The sequence below is a fragment of the Streptomyces sp. NPDC096323 genome, assembly GCF_040302845.1.
In the GTDB taxonomy this organism is placed as follows: Bacteria; Actinomycetota; Actinomycetes; order Streptomycetales; family Streptomycetaceae; genus Streptomyces.
Window position 1 is genome coordinate 65,691 of the sequence record NZ_JBEOSI010000008.1, and the last position, 18,863, is coordinate 84,553.

General features: G+C 71.6%; 15 protein-coding genes and 1 pseudogene. 13 read left to right on the forward strand and 3 right to left on the reverse strand.

Annotated elements, in window-relative coordinates; all coding sequences use genetic code 11:
• Positions 1-7 precede the first annotated feature (7 nt).
• Together ABTX18_RS22560 and ABTX18_RS22565 are read left to right on the forward strand one after the other, a co-directional pair.
• The gene (locus ABTX18_RS22560) at positions 8-1,840 is read left to right on the forward strand and encodes a serine hydrolase domain-containing protein (RefSeq protein WP_352124523.1); all 1,833 of its coding nucleotides are present in this window, start codon (positions 8-10) and stop codon (positions 1,838-1,840) included.
• Positions 1,841-1,973: 133 nt separating this feature from the next.
• On the forward strand, positions 1,974-2,393 hold the full coding sequence (locus ABTX18_RS22565; RefSeq protein ID WP_352124524.1) for an SDR family NAD(P)-dependent oxidoreductase: 420 nt from the start codon (positions 1,974-1,976) through the stop codon (positions 2,391-2,393).
• Between the two features lie 79 nt (positions 2,394-2,472).
• Here the strand turns inward: ABTX18_RS22565 and ABTX18_RS22570 are convergent, their stop codons facing one another.
• Entirely contained in the window at positions 2,473-2,910 is a 438-nt protein-coding gene (locus ABTX18_RS22570; RefSeq protein WP_352124525.1) for a VOC family protein, read from the reverse strand.
• 143 nt (positions 2,911-3,053) lie between these two features.
• Positions 3,054-4,136 (reverse strand): LacI family DNA-binding transcriptional regulator, encoded by a 1,083-nt coding sequence (locus tag ABTX18_RS22575; RefSeq protein ID WP_352124526.1) that lies wholly within the window; start codon positions 4,134-4,136, stop codon positions 3,054-3,056.
• A gap of 226 nt (positions 4,137-4,362) precedes the next feature.
• Here ABTX18_RS22575 and ABTX18_RS22580 point away from each other — a divergent pair, with 226 nt between their 5' ends.
• The 11 genes from ABTX18_RS22580 to ABTX18_RS22630 all read left to right on the forward strand — a co-directional run bounded on the left by ABTX18_RS22580 (position 4,363) and on the right by ABTX18_RS22630 (position 18,300).
• The gene (locus ABTX18_RS22580; RefSeq protein WP_352124527.1) at positions 4,363-5,631 is read left to right on the forward strand and encodes an ABC transporter substrate-binding protein; all 1,269 of its coding nucleotides are present in this window, start codon (positions 4,363-4,365) and stop codon (positions 5,629-5,631) included.
• 138 nt (positions 5,632-5,769) lie between these two features.
• On the forward strand, positions 5,770-6,612 hold the full coding sequence (locus ABTX18_RS22585) for a carbohydrate ABC transporter permease (RefSeq protein ID WP_352124528.1): 843 nt from the start codon (positions 5,770-5,772) through the stop codon (positions 6,610-6,612).
• Positions 6,599-7,504, forward strand: a complete 906-nt coding sequence (locus ABTX18_RS22590; RefSeq protein ID WP_352124529.1) for a carbohydrate ABC transporter permease — start codon at positions 6,599-6,601, stop codon at positions 7,502-7,504. The genes ABTX18_RS22585 and ABTX18_RS22590 overlap by 14 nt, the downstream gene beginning before the upstream one ends.
• A 46-nt stretch (positions 7,505-7,550) precedes the next feature.
• Positions 7,551-8,315 carry an SDR family NAD(P)-dependent oxidoreductase gene (locus ABTX18_RS22595; RefSeq protein ID WP_352124530.1) on the forward strand — a complete coding sequence of 255 codons (765 nt, stop codon included), beginning with the start codon at positions 7,551-7,553 and terminating at the stop codon, positions 8,313-8,315.
• Positions 8,303-10,090 carry a heparinase II/III domain-containing protein gene (locus ABTX18_RS22600; RefSeq protein ID WP_352124531.1) on the forward strand — a complete coding sequence of 596 codons (1,788 nt, stop codon included), beginning with the start codon at positions 8,303-8,305 and terminating at the stop codon, positions 10,088-10,090. The genes ABTX18_RS22595 and ABTX18_RS22600 overlap by 13 nt, the downstream gene beginning before the upstream one ends.
• Positions 10,091-10,092: 2 nt before the next feature.
• Complete coding sequence (locus ABTX18_RS22605) at positions 10,093-12,072, forward strand: DUF4962 domain-containing protein (protein ID WP_352124532.1); 1,980 nt, start codon at positions 10,093-10,095, stop codon at positions 12,070-12,072.
• 2 nt (positions 12,073-12,074) lie between these two features.
• Positions 12,075-12,677: a hypothetical protein gene (locus tag ABTX18_RS22610; RefSeq protein WP_352124533.1), complete on the forward strand. Its 603-nt coding sequence runs from the start codon at positions 12,075-12,077 to the stop codon at positions 12,675-12,677.
• Positions 12,674-13,747 carry a DUF1565 domain-containing protein gene (locus ABTX18_RS22615; protein WP_352124534.1) on the forward strand — a complete coding sequence of 358 codons (1,074 nt, stop codon included), beginning with the start codon at positions 12,674-12,676 and terminating at the stop codon, positions 13,745-13,747. The genes ABTX18_RS22610 and ABTX18_RS22615 overlap by 4 nt, the downstream gene beginning before the upstream one ends.
• Positions 13,744-14,895, forward strand: a complete 1,152-nt coding sequence (locus ABTX18_RS22620; RefSeq protein ID WP_352124535.1) for an SGNH/GDSL hydrolase family protein — start codon at positions 13,744-13,746, stop codon at positions 14,893-14,895. Before ABTX18_RS22615 ends, ABTX18_RS22620 begins: the two co-directional genes overlap by 4 nt.
• Positions 14,896-14,906: 11 nt before the next feature.
• Positions 14,907-17,321, forward strand: coding sequence for a polysaccharide lyase 8 family protein (locus ABTX18_RS22625; RefSeq protein ID WP_352124536.1), 2,415 nt, complete (start codon positions 14,907-14,909; stop codon positions 17,319-17,321).
• 4 nt (positions 17,322-17,325) lie between these two features.
• Positions 17,326-18,300 (forward strand): acetylxylan esterase, encoded by a 975-nt coding sequence (locus ABTX18_RS22630; RefSeq protein ID WP_352124537.1) that lies wholly within the window; start codon positions 17,326-17,328, stop codon positions 18,298-18,300.
• 10 nt (positions 18,301-18,310) lie between these two features.
• Here ABTX18_RS22630 and ABTX18_RS22635 read toward each other — a convergent pair.
• A pseudogene (locus ABTX18_RS22635) lies at positions 18,311-18,863 on the reverse strand (hypothetical protein); the annotation flags it as partial.

The following is an 18,863-nucleotide window of genomic DNA, read 5'->3' on the forward strand; positions in this document are numbered from 1 at the left end:
GTTCCGGATGACCGAGGACACGGCGGGCGGGGGCATCAGCCGGCGAAGGCTGGGCGGTGGGATGCTTGCCCTGGGCGGAGCAATCGCCCTGGCGCCCATTCCGTTCGCGGCGGCGGCGTCTGCCACGGAGTCGGGGGCGGGGTCGTCGGACATGGGTACAGGCACCGCGGCGGGGACGAGTCAGCACGGGCCGACGCTGCGGCGCGGTTCGGCCGACCGCGCGGGGCTGCTGCAGGAACCGCTGGACCGGCTCGTCACCGAGGCGGAGAGATACCTCGCCGCCTCCCCGAAACACCCGTGGTACGCGGGCGCCGTGCTGCTCGCGGGGCGGGGCGGCACGGTGGCGCTGCACCGGCCGATCGGCAAGGCGGTGCGCTATGCGGCGTACGACGAGAAGACCGACACCGGCGTGGAGTTCCCGGCGGACCAGCAGATCCCGATGGCCGAGGACACGGTCTTCGACCTGGCGTCGGTCTCGAAGCTGTTCACCTCGATCCTGGCCGTGCAGCAGATCGAGCGCGGCGCGCTGGAGCTGGAGGCGACGGTCGCCTCGTATGTGCCCGAGTTCGCCGGCGGCGGCAAGCAGGACATCACGATCCGACAGCTGCTCACGCACACCTCGGGTTTCCGCGCCTGGATCCCGCTCTACAAGGCGCCGACCCGGGAGGGGAAGCTGGAGCTGCTCTGGAAGGAGGTGCCGGCGAGCCCGCCCGGCACGGCGTACCTCTACTCCGACCTCAATCTGATCTCGCTCCAGCTGGTACTGGAGAAGATCACCGGCCGCACCGAGGATGTGCTGCTCCGCGAACAGATCACTGCTCCGCTCGGGATGCACCGCACTCGCTACAACCCGCCGGCCTCCTGGAAACCGAAGATCGCGGCGACCGAGGACGCCCGGCTCCCCTGGTCCGGGCTGGAGCGCGGACTGGTCTGGGGCGAGGTGCACGACGAGAACGCGTACAGCCTGGACGGTGTCGCGGGCCACGCCGGGGTGTTCTCCTGCGCCTGGGACCTGGCGATCCTCGCCCGCACCCTGCTCAACGGCGGGGTCTACGGCCGCGCGAGAATCCTGTCGGCCGACTCGGTGGACCTGCTGTTCACGGACTTCAACACCGCGTTCCCCGGTGACGAACACGGCCTCGGCTTCGAGCTCTACCAGCACTGGTACATGGGGGCGATGGCCACCCCGCGGACGGCGGGCCACACCGGCTTCACGGGCACCAGCCTGGTCCTCGACCCGAGCACCGACTCGTTCCTGATCGTGCTGGGCAACTCGGTCCACCCGGTGCGCAGCTGGCGCTCCGGCAGCGCGCCGCGTGTCGCCACCGCCAACCAGATGGCCCGCGCGGTCGCGGTCCGCCCCGCCCGGGGCCGTACGGCCTGGTTCTCCGGCATGGCGAGCGCCTCGTCGGCCACCCTGTCGCTCCCGCCGGTCGCCCTCACCTCCGCGCGGGCCGGGCTGACCTGCGCGCTGTGGTGGGACACTGAGCCCGGTTCCGACTTCCTCTTCCTGGAGGCCTCGGCGGACGCGGGGGCCACCTGGCAGCCGGTCCCGTTCACCACACGCAACCGTCCGGAGCAGCCCGAACCCCATCCGGCGGGCAAGGTCTCCGGCTGGTCCGGCCGGGTCTGGCACCGGCTCGAGGCGGACCTCGCACCGTGGAGCGGCGCGGAGTTGCTGCTGCGCTGGCGGTACGCCACGGACCAGCTGTACGTCGGCCGCGGAGTGTACGTGGACGCGATCAGGGTCGAGGACGGCGGTCGTACGGTCTTCGACGAGGCCAGACCGTCCGACGCCCGGCGCATCGAGGCGAACGGCTGGACCGCCTCGGTGGACTGACGGAGCCACCCGACGGGGCGCGGGCGGTCCGATTGCCCGCGCCCCAGCGGTTCGGTCGCGCGTCCTCCCGGCTCCCGCCTCCCGGGCGGTCATTCGGCGAGTGACTGTGTCCCTATGACATCCAGGAGCCAGCATGCAGGAGCGGGGTGATGGGAAGATCATCAACGTAGCCGGAATGATCGCTTTCAGCGGCCCGGCCGACAAGTCCCTCATGCCCCGGCGCGCCGTCTACGCGGGCTCCCTGGCCCACCTCGTCGCGATGTCCCAGGCCCTCGGCGCCGAACTCGACGGCACCGGCGTCCAGGTCCAGGTCCTCTGCCCCGGGATCGTCGCCACCGAATTCCACTCGCGCCAGGGCCTCGACCTGAGCCACGCGCCCCGCATGAGCGCCGAGGACGCCGTGACCGCCGCGCTGCGCGGCCTGGAGGTCGGCGAAGTCGTCTGCGCCCCCGGCGTCGAGGACACCCGCCTCCTCGACGCCGTGTTCCAGGCCGACGTCGCCGCCTTCGGCGGCCAGAGCACCGCCCTCGCCTCCCGCTACCGGGCGAACTGAACCAGCCCCCGGACTGCCCGGGCGCGGACCTCCGGCCGGGCGTGGGCCTGCTCCGTCGCGTCTTCGGTTCTGCCGGCGGTCACAACAGGCAGAATTCGTTCCCCTCCGGGTCCGCCATCACATAGTGGTCCGGCCTGCCCTGGACCTCGTACTCATGAAGAACCCTCGCACCCGCGGCGGTCAGCCGCCCGAGTGCCTCCCGTACGCGCGGCCACCGCACCTCCCACGGCACGTCGCGGCCGCCGCCGGCCTGTACATCCAGGTGCAGCCGGTTCTTCCCCGCCTTCGGCTCGGGCACCTTCATGAACGACAGGGCGGGCCCCTCGCCGTCCGGGTCCGCCAGGTACGCGCCGTCGTCCCACTCCTCCTCCGGGACGTCGTAGTGCGCGAACCACTCCTCCCAGCTGGCGAAGCCCCTCGGCGGCGGCTTCGGCGCGTAGCCCAGGGCGAGCGCCCAGAACTCCGCGAGCCGTGCGGGGTGCGCGCAGTCGATCGTCAGACTCCACCGTGTAGACATGGGTCCTTCCGCCCGGTGCAACCGGCTCGTCGACCGGTTGCGGGGCAACCGATCGTGCCATGCGAGACCACCGAACTCTCCACCCCTGGCGAGGCAGCGGTGCGTGCGGCAGCAGGCGTGGCCCGCGCCGGTGCGCCGGCGGCTCACCGGTGCGCGTAGGTGCCGCCCGGCGCGGCCGCCTCGACGGGTGCGGGGGCCGTCGACTCGCGGACCACCAGTCTCGGCCTGATCAGGAGCGAACGCCCGGCGACCGGTGCCGAGTCGATACGGGCCCGGAGCTGCTGGAACGTCTCGGCGGCCATCTCCGGCAGCGGCTGACGGACGGTGGTCAGCGGCGGTTCGAAGAGGTCGGCGAGCAGGATGTCGTCGAACCCGACCACGGAGACGTCCTGTCCGGCGCTGCGGCCGGCGTCCTTCGCGCCCCGGCAGATCCCGATGGCGCACATGTCGTTGATGGCGACGAACGCGGTGGGCGGACGCGGGCCGCAGAGCAGTTCACGGGCGGCGTTGCGGCCCAGTTCGGCGGCGTCCTTGTCACCGAACTCGGTCGTCTCGGCGCCGGGCCACACGATCGCGTCCGCCGGGTCGAGGCCCGCCGACTCCAGCGCGGCGCGGAAGCCGCGCAGCCGCTCTCGGCGGTTGACGCTGTTGACGGATCCGGAGACGAACGCCAGGCGGCGGTGGCCCAGTTCGAGCAGATGACGAGTGGCGAGCTCCGCCCCCATCGCGTTGTCGACGCTGATGGAGGCGAGGGACGGCGGATCGCCGGCCTGGGCGGTGCGGTCGAAGGCGACCATCTTCAGACCCCGCCCGAGCAGCGGTGCCACATGGTCGAGCGAGGGCAGTGAGGAGCAGAGCACCACTCCGCTCACCCCGTCGGCCAGCAGCTCCTCACCGTACTTGAGCTCACGGGCCGGATCGCGCTCGCTGTTGCAGAGCAGTACGTGATACCCCTCGGCCAGCGCGATGGCCTCCAGCTCCCGGGCGAGCGCGCCCCAGAAGGGGTTGGCGACGGACGGCACGATCAGGCCGATGACCTTGATCCGCCCGGTGCGCAGCATGCGCGCCGCACGGTTGGGCCGGTAGCTGAGCTGCTCGATCACCCGCTCCACGCGGGCCAGGGTCGCCGCCTGCATACGGTCCGTACGTCCGTTGAGGACGTTCGACACGGTGCTGGCGGAGACACCCGCGGCCTCCGCGACCTGATGGATCGTTACCCCGCTCATGCCACCTCCGGTTCGGAACGTGTTCAGCCACACTAGTGTACCGATTTACTTAACTCTCTTCACCGGTACACCCGTTAACTTCCCTGAAAATTCTTGTGCATCAGCTGTTGACGCGCCTCTCGGAGGATTCCTAGTCTCAGTGCATCGATTTACCAGCGCTTCCCAGCCATGGCCGGGTCGCCATCGCTGGATCGATCCACTGCCTCCACCTCAAAAGGGGTGCCCAATGGAACTCACACGACGGACGCTGCTCGCCGCGATCGGCGCCGGGACGGCTGCGGCCGCACTTTCGGGCTGCGGCACCGGCTCCGCGACGGCCGGCTCCGCCGACGGTCCCGCCGAGGGCGAGATCACGCTGCTCACCCCGATCTTCGAAGGCGCCAACGGCAAGACGCTGCTGGAGAAGCAGATCATCGGCGGCTTCCGGAAGAAGTATCCGGACGTCAAGGTGAACGTGGACTACACCACGTACGCGCAGCTCAACGAGAAGATCACCACGGGCCTGGCCGGCGGGCTGCTGCCCGACGTGATGATGATGGGCGTCGGCTGGATCCCGCCGTTCGCCGCCAAGAAGGCGATCGCCGAGCTGCCGGAGAAGTTCGCCACCGCGCACGACTACGAGAAGCGCGTGCTGGAACCGTCGCGCTACGAAGGCAAGCTGTACGCGCTGCCTGTGGTCCTCGACACCCGCATCGTCGTCTACCGCAAGGACCACTTCGCCGAGGCGGGGATCAAGAAGACCCCCGCCAACTGGGCCGAACTGCGGGCCGTGGCGAAGCAGCTGACGAAGGACGGCCGGATCGGTTTCGACCCGTTCTCCATCGATCTGCGCCAGTGCTGGGAGACCTTCCTGTTCGCCAACGGCGGTCAGCTGTTCAGCGCCGACGGCAAGAAGGTGCTGTTCACCGACAGCCGGGGCGTCGAGGCGCTGCAGTTCTTCAAGGACCTGATCGAGGACGGCTCGGCGGACTACACGAAGAAGACGGCCGCCGGTGCACCGTCGAACGTCCAGACCGGCCAGGCGTCGATGATGATGACGACCAGCGCCCTGTGGGAGCAGGTCCGCGCACAGAACCCGCAACTGCTGAAGGACGACACCCTCGGCGCGTTCGTGCTGGCCAACCGCAAGCCGGCCATGCTCCAGGGCGGCACGCTGGTCACCCAGTCGGCGAGCTCCAAGCACCCTGCGGCGGCCCGGGCCCTGGTCGCGTACCTCGCGACCCCCGAGTCGATCCTGGGCGCGGCGAAGCAGCGTGGTTCGGTGCCGGGCCTCAAGGATCTCAACGAATCCGGCTATGTGAAGGAGAACAAGTTCGTCGATCTCTCCCTGCGGAACATGGGTGCGGCCCATTCGGAGGGCGGCACCGCCGCGTGGATGGAGATCCGCGAGAAGATCAAGCCGACGCTGGAGCCCGCGATCGTGGGCAACCAGTCCGCGAAGGACGCCATCGCGGAACTCGGCCGTCTCGCCGAAGCCGCCATCGGCCGGATGTGAGGCGTCGCTGTGGGAGCAACATCCGTACTGAAGGCACGGCCCGCTCGGCCGCCTTCCCCGCCCGATAACACCCGGCCCGCCAGGCAGCGGGCCGACAGGACCCCGACGGGCCCCGGTCGCCGCAGGCAGCGGGCCGGCATGCTGATGGTGGCGCCCGCCCTGCTGCACGCCGCCCTCTGGATCGGCCTGCCGGTCGTCGCCTCGGTGGTCCTGGCCTTCACGAAGTACGACGTGCTGACGCCGCCGCAGTTCGTGGGGCTGGACAACTTCAAGGAGATGCTGGACGACGCGGTGTTCCGCAAGTCCATCGTCAACACCGTCGTCTACACCTTCTTCACCGTGCCGTTCGGCATGATGCTGGGACTGCTGCTGGCGCTCGCGCTGCACACGGGCCTCAGGGCGCGCGGCATCTTCCGTACCGCGATCTTCCTGCCGCAGGTCACCGCGACCGTGGCGATCGCGCTGGTCTGGCTGTGGATCTACAACCCGGGCAACGGGCTGTTCAACGCCCTGCTCTCCTTCGTCGGGATCGACGGGCCGGCCTGGCTCTCGTCGACCACCTGGGCGTTGCCCTCGGTGATCCTGGTCGGCGTCTGGCAGGGCATCGGCATGAAGATGCTCATCTACCTGGCCGCGCTCCAGTCCTTGCCGAAGGAGCTGTACGAAGCGGCGTCGGTGGACGGCGCGTCCAAGGTGCGGCAGTTCTTCTCGATCACGCTGCCGCTGCTGAAGCCCGCGACGTTCTTCGTGCTCATCACCTCGATGATCAGCGCGTTCCAGTCGTTCGACCAGATCTACATCCTCACCGAGGGCGGGCCGGCCAACAGCACCACGATGATGACGTATGAGATCTACAAGTCCGCGTTCCGGGAGTTCCGCGTCGGCTACGCCTGCGCCCAGTCGCTGGTGCTGTTCGTCCTGCTGATGGGCTTCACCCTGGTCAACCGGCGGATCATGGGAGGCACCCGTGGCCACAACTGAGCTGCACAAGCCCGGGGTGGCGGCGCAGCGGAAGCCGCTCGCCGCCGGCCGGATCGCGCTCTACGTGACGCTGTCCGTCATCTCCCTGCTGATGGTGGTGCCGTTCATCTGGATGGTACTGACCTCGCTGAAGACACCGGTGGAGATCGCGTCGCAGGACGCCGGACTGCTGCCGGAGCACTGGGACTTCGGCAACTACACCGAGGCGCTGAAGGCCGCGCCCTTCGCCACGTACGCGCGCAACAGCTTCATCATCGCGACCAGCCACACCGTGCTCAATCTGCTGATCGCCTCGATGGCCGGGTACGCGCTGGCCCGGATCAGGTTCCGGGGCAGCGAGGTCATCTTCTATCTCTTCATCGCGGCCCTGATGATTCCTACCTACACCAAGGTGCTGCCTGAATTCCTGATCGTCCGCTTCATGCCGCTGGCCGGCGGGAACGACCTGTTCGGCCAGGGCGGCAGCGGCTGGCTCGACACCTGGTGGGCGCTCATCGTGCCCGGTGCGGTCACCCCGTTCGCCGTCTTCCTCTTCCGGCAGTTCTACCTGGACCTGCCGGTGGAGCTGGAGGAGGCGGCCCGGCTGGACGGGCTGGGCGAGTTCCGGATCTACGCCCGGATCATGACGCCGCAGGTCAAGCCCGCGCTCATCACGGTGGCGCTGCTGACCTTCGAGTCGTCCTGGAACAACTTCCTGTGGCCGCTGCTGGTGACCCGGACGGACAGTCTGCGGGTCATCCAGGTAGGGCTGTCGGTCTTCAAGACGGAGAACGGCCCCCAGTGGCACTTCCTGATGGCGGGCACCACGCTCGCGACCCTGCCCATGGTCGTGCTCTTCCTCATCGGCCAGCGCTACTTCGTACAGGGCTTCGCCACCGCCGGTCTCAAGTGACCGGTCCCGGTCCTCGACGGCCGGTTATCGAAAGGGTTATCCCCCCATGTCTGCTGATCTCCAAGGTTCCCGCGCGCTGGTGACCGGGGCGGGCCACGGCATCGGCCGCGCCATCGCCCTCGCCCTGGCCGAGGCCGGCGCCGATGTCGCCGTCCATTACCACTCCTCCGCCGACGAGGCCGCGAAGACGGTCTCCGCGATCGAGGCGCTCGGCCGTAAGGCCAAGGCCTTCCAGGCCGACGTGACGGTGACGGCCGAGGTGGACCGCCTGGTCGACGAGGCCACCGGATTCCTCGGCGGGCTGGACGTCCTGGTCTGCAACGCCGGTCATCTGATCGGGCGGGCCACCGTCGCCGAGATGTCCGACGACCACTTCGACCGGGTCATCGACACCAACCTGACCTCGACGTTCCGTACGGTGCGGGCCGCGCTTCCGCATCTGAAGGAGTCGTCCGCCGGGCGCGTCATCACGATGTCCTCGCTGGCCGCGCACAACGGCGGCGGCCCCGGCTCGGTCGCCTACGCGGCCGCCAAGGCCGGCATCCGGGGCTTCACCAAGGGCCTGGCCAAGGAGCTCGGCGGCAGCGGCATCACCGTGAACACGGTCGCCCCGGGCTTCATCAAGGGCACCGCCTTCCATGACACGTTCACCGCGCCGGCGGCGCAGGAGGCGATGGAGGCAGGCATCCCGGTGGGCCGGGCCGGCACGCCCGAGGACGTCGCCTCGGCCGTCGTGTACCTGGCCTCCCCCTCGTCCGGCTTCCTCACCGCGACCACGGTGGACATCGACGGTGGCGTATGGCCGCGTTGAGGCGGATCGCGCGGGAGCGCGGCGGCTGGTGGCACGCGTACGTCTGCCCGGCGCACGGGGTGGAGCTGGACCACGGCGATGTGCTCGGCGGGGCGTTCCCCGAGGGCGGTGCGCGGTGTTCGTACGGCTGCCGGGTGGACAACGAAGCGGTGCGCGGCGCCTGGCTGGTGCTGTCGCACCAGGCGTGGGCGCGGCATCTGCGGTTGCTCGCCCACCGGGGCGAGCGTGTCGAGGTGGTGGCGCGGCTGGCGGAGTACACCGCTCTGTACGAGGAGCTGGCCACCGCTCAGCACGGTGAGGCGCAGGGCTGGATGCTGCGCGGCCGTCTCTTCCACCAGGCGCTGACCGACGCGATCTGGGCGGTGAACATCGGCCACACCGTCATGACGCTCGCCGAGCACGGCACGGACGACCTGTCCGGGGTGCTGCCCCTGCTCGACGCCCTGGAGCGGGCGGCGCTCGACGCCCGGGCCGTGCTGGCCGGCCAGGGGCAGCTCGCCTCGAACTACACCGCGTGGCTGAATGCCGCGGGCGTCGCCGCCGGGCGGGGAGCCGCGGCGGTGCGCGGGCGGGAGTGGGACGGGCGCAAGGAGTGGCTGGAGGGCGACAGCGGGCTGTACGCGCATCTGCGGGTCGCGGTCGCCGAGGACGGATGGGAGTGGGAGGCAAGCACCTACTACCACGGGTTCGTGATGCGGGCGGCGCTGCTGGCGCTGCGGGGCACCGATCCTGCGGCGATCCCGGACGATGTGGCGGGTGTGCTGGCGGGGATGACGGATGCGCTGGCGGCGATCGCCACGCCGGGCGGCATTCTGCCGGCACTGCACGACGGCCCGTACCTGCGTGGCCCGCTGGCTCTCGAGTGGCTGGAACTGGTGGCGTTGGCGCAGCAGTTGGTTCCGTCGGCCGCGCTGGACGCGGTGGCCCGGCGGGCCCGGGCCGAGCTGGGCGCGGGCGACGACGGGCTGGACCGGGAGCTGGGCGGCTGGTTCGCGGGGCCGCCGCTGCCGGAGCGGCCGGCGCCCGGCGCGCTCACGCTGTTCCGCGAGGCGGGCTATGCGGTGCTGCGGGTCGCGGGCATCCACGCGCTGCTGGACTTCGGCCCGCACGGCGGTTCGCACGGCCACCGGGACAAGCTGTCTCTTTATCTCTACGGCGACACCACGCCGGGGCAGCCCGATCCCGGCCAGGTTCCCTACGCGCACGCCGTGTTCCGTGACCTGTACGCGTCGACCGAGGCGCACCCCACCTTCCGGGTGGACGGCCGGGAACAGGCGGAGTGCACGGGAACGCTGCTCGGCTCGGACGACCGCTCCCTCACCGCCGAGGTGACCACCGCGTACGAAGGTGTGCGCGCGGTCCGGCGGATCGTGGCCGGGGCCGGCTATCTGGTGGACCTGCTGGCCGTGACCGCCGAGGAGTCCCGCCGTATCACCGCGCAGCTACGCCCGGGCACCGCGCTGGACGTACAGGTGCAGGCGGCGGGCGCGGCGCGCACCACCTGGTACGGCGACGAGATGCTGCACGGCTGGCACACCCACCGGGCCGACGCGCCGGTGCACCCGGTGAGCCGTCCGGGCCCCGGCACGGCCGACGATCCGCAACGCGTATGGACCCGGGTGGACTTCACCGCCGACACCGACAAGGTCACCTTCGCCTCGGTCTACCAGGCAGCGTCGGCGGGGCCCGCCGTGAGCGACGTACAGCTGGACGGTGACGGGCTGACGGTCCGCCTGGCCGACGGCAGCACCGCACACTTCCGGACGGAGGACTGACCTTGCTGCTCTCGGCGACCCCGCCGCCCGGCCCGCGTCCCGCGCAGGAGCTGCGGCTGTACGAGGAGGCGGCCCGCCACCGCGGGCTGACCCCGCCCCGTACGCATCCCCTCGCCAGCATCACGTGGCTCGGGCCCGCCGCCTCCAACCCGGCCCTGGCCTACCGGGTCGGCGGCGACCCGGCGCATCTGGCGGAGAGCCTGCGCTGGATCGAGGCCGCGGTGCGGCTGCCGCACTGGGGCCGGGCCCATATGCCGGACCACGACCTGGACGCGGGCTGGCTGCTGCATCATCTGGCCCTCGCGTACCGGTGGATCGGCAACGACCTGCCGGACGAGGTGCGGGCGCTGCTGCGGGACAAGCTGCTGCTTCAGGGACGGCGGATGTTCGCGTTCGCGGTGGCGGGCGAGGGCCGCTGGTGGTCGTCGTCGTACTGGCAGAACCACAACTGGATCTGTTACGCGGGTCTGGCGACGGCCGGCTACGTACTGGGCGAGGAGGCGTGGACCCGGCGTGCGAAGGACAACCTCGGGACCGTCCTCGACCTGATGCCCGAGGACGGATCGCACGCCGAGGGCGTCGTCTACTGGCGTTACGGCGTGCCCTTCCTCGCCGCGCACCTGGACCTCCTCAAGGAGGCGGAGGGCGTCGACTGGTGGGACAGGGGCGGATTCATGTCCCGGACGTTCCGCTACCGGCTGCATCAGACGGCGCCCGGATTCGCGTTCAACGTCGACCACGGCGACTGCCATGACCGGCGCAGCGGCCACAGCGCCGGGCTCTACTACCGCCTGGCCGCCCAGTACGCGATTCCCGAGGCCCAGTGGATGGGCGATCTGGCCTCGGGCCCACTGCTGCGGGAGGAGGCGGCCGGGAGCGGGGTGCGACCGGGCATCCTGCCGGAGGCCTACCTCGAATACCTCTGGTACGACCCGTCGGTACCGGCCGCCCGGCCCGCCGAGAGGCGGGCCTTCTTTCCGGACCTCGGGCTGCTTGCCGCGCGCACGGGCTGGGACGACGACGCCACGCTGGTGTCGTTCAAAGCCAGCCCCGGAGGCGGCCACCGGGCGTGGGAGACCGCCGAGAAGCACCGCGTGGAGAAGGGCTGGGACACGCTCAACCAGGGTCACCACCATCCCGATTCGGGTTCGTTCGTGTTCGTGTCGCAGGGCGCCTTCCTCGCCGTGGACGAGGGGTACAGCAACCGCAAGCGGGCCGCGCACCACAATCTGCTGCTGGTGGACGGGCAGGGGTACGCGGACGAGGACCGGTACCACGTGTACCGGGACATCCCCTTCGCGCGGCAGGCCCGGCAGCGCGATGTCCTCGTCTCCGCCGGCTGCGGGTGGGCGCACTCCACGGCGGAGATCGCCGCGATGTACGACCCCGGGCTGGGGGTGCGGCGGCTCGACCGGACGCTGGTGTTCACGCCGTCCGGGCGGCTGGTGCTGCTGGACCTGGCCGAGGCGGACGCGGCGCGGGAGTGGACGTTCCTGCTCCAGACGGACCGGCCGACCGAGCCGCAGCCGGACGGCAGCCGGCTGATCCGCTCCGGTACGGCCTCGGCCCGGCTGCGGCAGTTCGCGCCCGCCGGCCTCCACATCACCACGGAGGTCACCGAGGTGGAGGCCAACCCGACATCCAGCACGCCCGGACTGCGCCTCACCCGCACCCTGCACACGCTGCGTTCGGCCACGGCCCGGTCACCCGAAGGGCTGTTCCTGACCGTGATCGCGCCTGACACGGAGACCGCCGCCTCCCGGGTGCCGTGCGCGGAGGGCCAGGGCGTGGCGTTCGGGTCGGAGACCGTGCTGCTCTCCCCCGTCGCCCGGCGGATCCGTACCGCCGGTGTCCACGCCGACGCGGCGGCCGTGCTGCTCACCGATGGCGGCGAACCCTGCGTGGTGGCGGCGACCCGGCTGGAACTGGACGGCCGGGTGCTGCTCGACGTGACGGAACCGTACACAGGAAAGGTCGGCTGATCATGCAGGCAACTCTCTCGTCCGGCTGGCCGACGGTGCTGCGGCGGCTGGAGTTCGTGGCCTACCCCGCCGTCGCCGGGGCGGCGTTCGCCGTCCTGGCGCTGGGCGTCGTGACGTGGCTTCCCGCGCTCGCCGCGATGGCGTACGGGCTCCAGCGGTGGCGGGCCGAGGGAGACAGCCGCTGCTTCGTCCACACCTTCAGGGCGTTCCCGCAGTACTGGCGGGCGCTGTGGCGGCACTCACTCGTCTCCACCGCGGCCGCGGGCGTGCTGGCCGCCAACATCGTCCATCTGCTGGGCCGTTCGGAGCCGTGGACCTTCGTCCTGCTCGCCGCCCAGGCGGGCATCGCGGCCGCCCTGGTCATCCACCACGTGGCGCTCGCCGCCGAAGCGGGCCGGGCCCCGGGCGGCACGGTCCGCGCCTGGACCCGGGGCGCGCTGGCGCTCGGCTTCGGCTCGGCCGCCCGGGGCACCGCGCTGCTCGGCGCGGTGGTCTCCGCCGTGCTCCTCTCGCTCGTCGTACCGCTCGGGCCACTGCTTCTCGGCCCGAGCATTCCCGTACTGCTCGCTCTGTCCTTCGCCGATCCCAGGAGGCACACCCCATGAGCCACGCACTGCGTACCGCCCTCGTCGCCGCGCTCGCCGTCGGCGCCCCGCTCGTCTTCCCCCCGCCGTCGGTGGCCGCTGCCACCGCCTACTACGTGTCGCCGTCCGGCAGCGACACCAACTCCGGTACGTCGGCGGGCTCCCCGCTCGCCACGATCCAGAAGGCGGTCGATCTGGCGCCCACGGGCGCGGTGGTGAATCTCGCCGCCGGTACGTACAAGCAGGACGTCGTGACCAAGCGCGCCGGCGTCACGATCACCGGCCCGGCGAACGCCGTGGTGAAGGGGGCCGGCGACGCGCGGATCATTCAGGTGCAGCACGACTCGACAACGCTGAGCGGATTCACCGTCGACGGGCTCCATGGCTCGTCCACCGATGTGGCGGGGTACCGCCTCAAGCTCATATATGTCATGAGCACGACCCCCGGTAACGGGGTGGGCGGTCTGCGCATCACCGGAATGACGCTGAAGAACGCCGCCGACGAGTGTCTGCGGGTGCGCTATCTGGTGACCGGCGCCGACATCTCGGAGAACACCATCACCGACTGCGGCGTCGCCGACTTCAGGTTCGGTGGCGGTGGCAAGAACGGCGAGGGCATCTATCTCGGTACGGCTCCGGAGCAGCAGGGTGCGAACGGCGCCCCGGACGCCGCCCCCGACATCAGCAGGAACAACCGCATCCACCACAACACGATCGCCACCCGGGGCAACGAGTGCGTCGACGTGAAGGAGAACTCGACGAACAACTACGTCGAGTACAACGACTGCAGTCAGCAGAAGGACTCCAGCTCCGGCGGCCTGGACGCGCGCGGCAGCGGCAACATCTTCCGCTACAACACCATCCACGACAACGCCGGCGCGGGCATCCGGCTCGGCGGCGACACCGCGACCGACGGCATCGACACCAGCGTCTACGGCAACACGATCACGGGGAACGCCGGCGGCGGCATCAAGTTCATGCGCACCCCGCAGGGCCCCATCTGTACGAACACGATGAGCGGGAACACCGGCGGCGACGCGGTGGGCACGTACGGCAGTGAGTACACGCCGACCGGTGCGTGCCCCCAGTGAGCGGGCGGGGGCCCGCGAGACGCGGGGTACTGACGGCGGCGGCCGGGCTGGCCGCGGTCGTGGCGACGGCGCCGGGCGCGCAGGCCGCCGAGGGACAGGGCAGCGGTGCGCGCCGTTCGCGGTGGGCGACGTCGTGGGCGACCGCGCAGACCGCGCCGACGCCCACCGACACGGTGGCGAGCACCGGCCTGACGCAGAGCACGTTCACCGCACACGTACGGCTGTCCGCAGGCGGACAGGTCCGGCTGCGCTACGGGCACGCCTTCGGCACGGTGCCGGTCCTCATCGGTCCGGTGACCGCGGGCGGCAGGCCCGTGACCTTCGGCGGGCAGCGACAGGCCTGGCTGGCTGCGGGCGCCTCGCTCACCAGCGACGCGGTCGCGGGTCTGACGGCCGCCGCGTACGCGCTCCTGACGGTGCGGACCGAACTGCCCGGACCCACCGGGCCGTTGTCCTTCCACCGCAACACCCATGCCTCGCACGAGGTCGACGGGGTGCGCACCACCTCGGTGTTCCTGCTGACCGGGGTCGAGGTGACCGGCGCGCACGGGCCGGTGGTCGCGGTGCTGGGCGACTCCATCGCGGAGGGCGTCGGCACGCCCGACGACTCCGGTCTGCGCTGGCCCGACCAGCTGGCCCGGCGTCTGCCCGGGGCCGTAGTCGCCGATCTCGGTATCAGCGGCAACCGGGTGCTGCTGGACGACGCCCGGTTCGGCCCCGGCGGCCAGGCCCGGTTCGACCGCGACGTGCTGTCCCTGCCCGGACTGCGGACCGTGCTGGTCCACCTCGGAGTCAACGACCTCCAGCAGCCGCCGAGCCAGACCGACCCGGCGCTCGTCCTGGCCGGCTACCGGCAACTCGTGCTGCGGGCCCGGGATGCCGGGCTGCGTGCGGTCGGCGCGACCATCGCCCCGTTCGGCGGCTGGAGCCGCTGGACGCCCGAGCTGGAGACCGTGCGGCAGCGGATCAACGCCGCCGTGCGGACCGGCCGGGTCTTCGACGCCGTCACCGACTTCGACGCGGCCCTGCGCGACCCGGACCACCCGGAGCGGCTGCTGCCCGCGTACGACAGCGGCGACGGTCTGCACCCCGGTCCTTTTGGCCATGCGGCGCTCGCCGCGGCCGTCGACCGCCGACACCTTCTGTGAGGTCCCGCATCATGAACCCAGGCCCCACCACAGGCACCACCCGCCGCACCGTCCTCGCCGGTGCGGCGGCGCTCGGCGCGGCCGCCGCCCTGCCGCTCGCCCTCCCGCCCGGCACCGCTCACGCCGCGGACCCGGTGGACGACGCGGCCTCCCTGCGCGCCCGGTGGCACACCCTGCTCACCGGCGGCCCCGGCCTCGACCTCACGGACGCGCGGATCGCCGCCGCCGTGGCCAGGATCGGCAAGGCCGCGACGACGTCCGCGAAGGGCCTGGACCCGTCCCGCGGCGACGGGCTGTTCCCCGACCTGACCAGCACCACACTCTCCAACCACGTCACGACATCGTTCAAGCGACTGGCGACCGTCGCCACCGCGTGGGCCGTCCCCGGCACCGTCCAGTACGGCGACGCCGCGCTGCGGGACCTGCTCCTGGCGGGCGTCGACTGGATGCTGACGCACCGGTACGGACCCGAGCACACCCGGTTCGACAACGACTGGGACTGGGAGATCGGCTCCGCGCTCGCCCTCAACGACACGGCCGTACTGCTGTACGGCGTACTCGGCCCGGAGCGGCTCGACCGGATCAACGCGGCCGTCCGCGGCTACACCCCCGACCCGAACCTCTGGCGGGCCGACCGGCAGATCGCGACCGGCGCCAACCGGGTGTGGATCTCGACCGTCGTCGCCGTGAACGCGGTGCTCCGCGACAGCGGCGAGGACCTGGTCCGGGTGCGCGACGCTCTTTCGGACGTCGAGGGTTCGGGCGCCAACAGCGTCCTCGCGTTCAACGACGCGAGTGCGGCGGCCGAGGGGACGGGCGAGGGCTTCTACTCCGACGGCTCCTTCCTCCAGCACTACAAGCACCCGTACAACGGCGGCTACGGCAAGGAGCTGCTGAACAACCTTTCCCGGCTCCTCAACCTCCTCGCGGGTACCGCCTGGACGGTGACCGATCCCGACCTGGACAACGTACGGCTCTGGGTCGACGAGGGCTTCGACCCGCTGCTGGCGCGCGGCGACGTCATGGCATCGGTGTGCGGGCGGGAGATCGCCCGGCCCAGCAAGCAGGGCCACGCCTCGGCGCAGACCGTCATCGAGGCGGTGGTGCGGCTGATCCCGAGCTTCCCCGGGGAGACCGCCGACCGCTTCACCGCCCTGGTCAAACAGTGGATCGCCGAGGACACCTACCGGGACTTCCTCGCCGTCACCGACCTGGCCTCGCTCGTCGCGGCCCGGAACGTCATCGCCTCTCCGGTGCCGGCCCGCGGTCCGCTGGTAGCCCACAAGCAGCACCCCCGGATGGACAAGGCGGCCCACCACCGGCCCTCGTTCGCGCTCGGCATCTCCGCGTACTCGTCGCGGATCTACAACTACGAGTCGATCCAGAACGAGAACCTGCACGCCTGGCACCTCTCCGACGGCATGGTGCTGCTGTACACGGATGACCTCGGCCACTACAGCGAGGACTACTGGCCCACCGTGGACCCCGCACGGCTGCCCGGCACCACCGTCCTCGCGGGCCGGCCGGCCGACGCGGCGGGGCAGCGCACCACCAGCACCGCCGACTGGGCGGGCGGCGCCGCGCTGCCCGGCACGACGCTCGGTGCGTACGGCATGGAGCTGCGGGCGTTCGGCAGTTCGCTGCACGGCCTCAAGAGCTGGTTCTGCCTGGACGACGTCATCGCGTGCGTCGGCTCGGGGATCGGTGCCGACGCGGGCAGGGCCGAGACGATCGTGGAGAACCGGAAGCTATGGGACCCGGCGGCGGCGCTGCTCGTCAACGGACAGGCTGCCCCCGCGGACACCGGGTGGGCGGCGGCCCTGGACGAGGTGCGGTGGCTGCACCTCGCCGGGACGGGCGGCTACGTCTTCCCCGAACCCGTCACGCTGCGTGCTCTGCGCGAGGACCGGACGGCGACCTGGCGCGAGATCAACCTCAAGTACGGCACGGACACCCCCGTCACCCGCCCGTACCTGACGCTCTGGCAGGACCACGGCACCGCGCCCGACGAGGCCGGCTACTTCTGGCTCCAGGCCCCGGCCGCCTCCGCCGAGCGGACCAGGCAGTGGTCGTCGGCACCCCCGGTGAAGCTGGTCGCCCGCTCCACAGCGGTTCACGCGGTACGCCGCTGCGCGGACGGGCTGCTCGCCGCGAACTTCTGGGCCGCCGGGACCGTGCAGGAGCTCGCATCGGACGGGCCCGCCTCCGTCCTGGTGCGATCGCAGGGGAAGACGGTGACCCTCTCGCTCTCCGACCCGACCCAGCTGAGGACCGCCGTCGTGCTGGACCTCGCCCGGCGCGGTCTGAGCGTCGTCTCGGCCGACCCGGGCATCACCGTGTCCCCGGCCGGCGCCGGGACCCGGATCACCGCGGACACGGCTGAACTCCACGGTGCAACGCTCAACCTCACCCTGAAGAGGAGCTAGACCCTTGCTGTTCGACATGCCCCTGGAGCGGCTGCGCGACTACCGGCCGGAGCCTGAGGAGCCGGCCGACTTCGACGCCTTCTGGCAGAAGACCCTCACCGAGACGGCTCGTCATGGTCTGGACGCCGCATTCGTCCCGTACGACGCGGGATTCGCCACCGTCGACGTGTTCGACGTGACGTTCAGCGGCTGGGGCGGGCAGCCGGTGAAGGCCTGGCTGATGCTCCCCCGCGACCGCCCGGGTCCGCTGCCCGCCGTCGTGCAGTACATCGGGTACAACGGCGGCCGGGGCATCCCCTACTCCTGGCTCACCTGGAGCGCTCTCGGCTACGCCCATCTGGTGATGGACAACCGCGGGCAGGGCGGCGGCGGCAAGAACACCGCCGACACCGTGGACATCGGCCCGGACGGGAACGGCTCCTCCTCCCCCGGCTTCCTGACCCGGGGCATCGAGGACCCGTACCGGCACTACTACCGCCGGCTGATCACGGACGCGGTGCGGGCCGTCGACGCGGCGAAGGCGCACACCTCTGTGGACGCCTCACGGATCGCGGTCCTCGGCGGCAGCCAGGGCGGCGGTCTCGCGCTCGCCGTGGCGGGGCTGCGCGACGACGTCGCGGCGGCCGTCGCCGATGTGCCGTTCCTCTGCCACTACGGGCGCGCCTCGCAGATCACGGACGCCGGGCCGTACGCGGAGATCGCCCGCTGGCTGTCCGGGCACCGCTTCCGCGTCGACGAGGCGATGGAGACCCTGTCCTACTTCGACGGGGTCAACTTCGCGGCGCGGGCGACCGCACCGGCGTGGTTCTCGGTGGGGCTGATGGACAAGATCTGCCCGTCGTCCACGGTGTTCGCCGCGTACCACCGCTACGCCGGTCCGGCGGAGATCGAGGTGTTCACGTACAACGGGCACGAGGGCGGCGCGGAGTACGACCTGCCGCGCAAGATCGCCGCGCTGCGCGGTGCGTTCGGTCAGTAGCGGCCACGTTTCACCGGCCCAGCGCCGCCATCGCGGCGTTGTGGCCGGGGACCCCGCTGACCCCTCCACCGCGCACCGCCCCCGCCCCGCAGAGCAGGACGTTGGCGTGCGCGGTCTCCACCCCCCAGCGGCCGGTCTCCGCCGTCGCGTACGGGAAGGCGAGGTCGCGGTGGAAGATGTGGCCGCCGGGCAGCCGCAGGTCCCGTTCGAGGTCGAGCGGGGTCTTGGCCTCGATGCACGGCGCGCCGTTCGCGTCGAGCGCCAGGCAGTCGGAGAGCGGCTCCTCCAGATGGGCGTCGAGCTCGGCCAGCGTCGCCTTGAGCAGCGTGGCACGGGTGCCGTCGTTGTCCGCGGCGAAGAGGCGCGCCGGGGTGTGGAGGCCGAACAGGGTCAGGGTCTGGTAGCCGCGGGCGGCGAGATCCGGCCCGAGGATCGAGGGGTCGGTGAGCGAGTGGCAGTAGATCTCCGAGGGCGGGGCGGCGGGGGGGGCGGCCCCCCCCCCGGGCCCGGGGGGGGGGGGGCCCGGGGCGCGGGCCGCCGCGGGGGGGGGGGGGGCCGGGCCG

Coding starts and splice junctions, on each gene's coding strand:
- ABTX18_RS22560 (WP_352124523.1), top strand. CDS start 8: ATGACCGAGGACACGGCGGGCGGGGGCATCAGCCGGCGAAGGCTGGGC.
- ABTX18_RS22565 (WP_352124524.1), top strand. CDS start 1,974: ATGCAGGAGCGGGGTGATGGGAAGATCATCAACGTAGCCGGAATGATC.
- ABTX18_RS22570 (WP_352124525.1), bottom strand. CDS start 2,910: ATGTCTACACGGTGGAGTCTGACGATCGACTGCGCGCACCCCGCACGG.
- ABTX18_RS22575 (WP_352124526.1), bottom strand. CDS start 4,136: ATGAGCGGGGTAACGATCCATCAGGTCGCGGAGGCCGCGGGTGTCTCC.
- ABTX18_RS22580 (WP_352124527.1), top strand. CDS start 4,363: ATGGAACTCACACGACGGACGCTGCTCGCCGCGATCGGCGCCGGGACG.
- ABTX18_RS22585 (WP_352124528.1), top strand. CDS start 5,770: ATGCTGATGGTGGCGCCCGCCCTGCTGCACGCCGCCCTCTGGATCGGC.
- ABTX18_RS22595 (WP_352124530.1), top strand. CDS start 7,551: ATGTCTGCTGATCTCCAAGGTTCCCGCGCGCTGGTGACCGGGGCGGGC.
- ABTX18_RS22600 (WP_352124531.1), top strand. CDS start 8,303: ATGGCCGCGTTGAGGCGGATCGCGCGGGAGCGCGGCGGCTGGTGGCAC.
- ABTX18_RS22610 (WP_352124533.1), top strand. CDS start 12,075: ATGCAGGCAACTCTCTCGTCCGGCTGGCCGACGGTGCTGCGGCGGCTG.
- ABTX18_RS22615 (WP_352124534.1), top strand. CDS start 12,674: ATGAGCCACGCACTGCGTACCGCCCTCGTCGCCGCGCTCGCCGTCGGC.
- ABTX18_RS22625 (WP_352124536.1), top strand. CDS start 14,907: ATGAACCCAGGCCCCACCACAGGCACCACCCGCCGCACCGTCCTCGCC.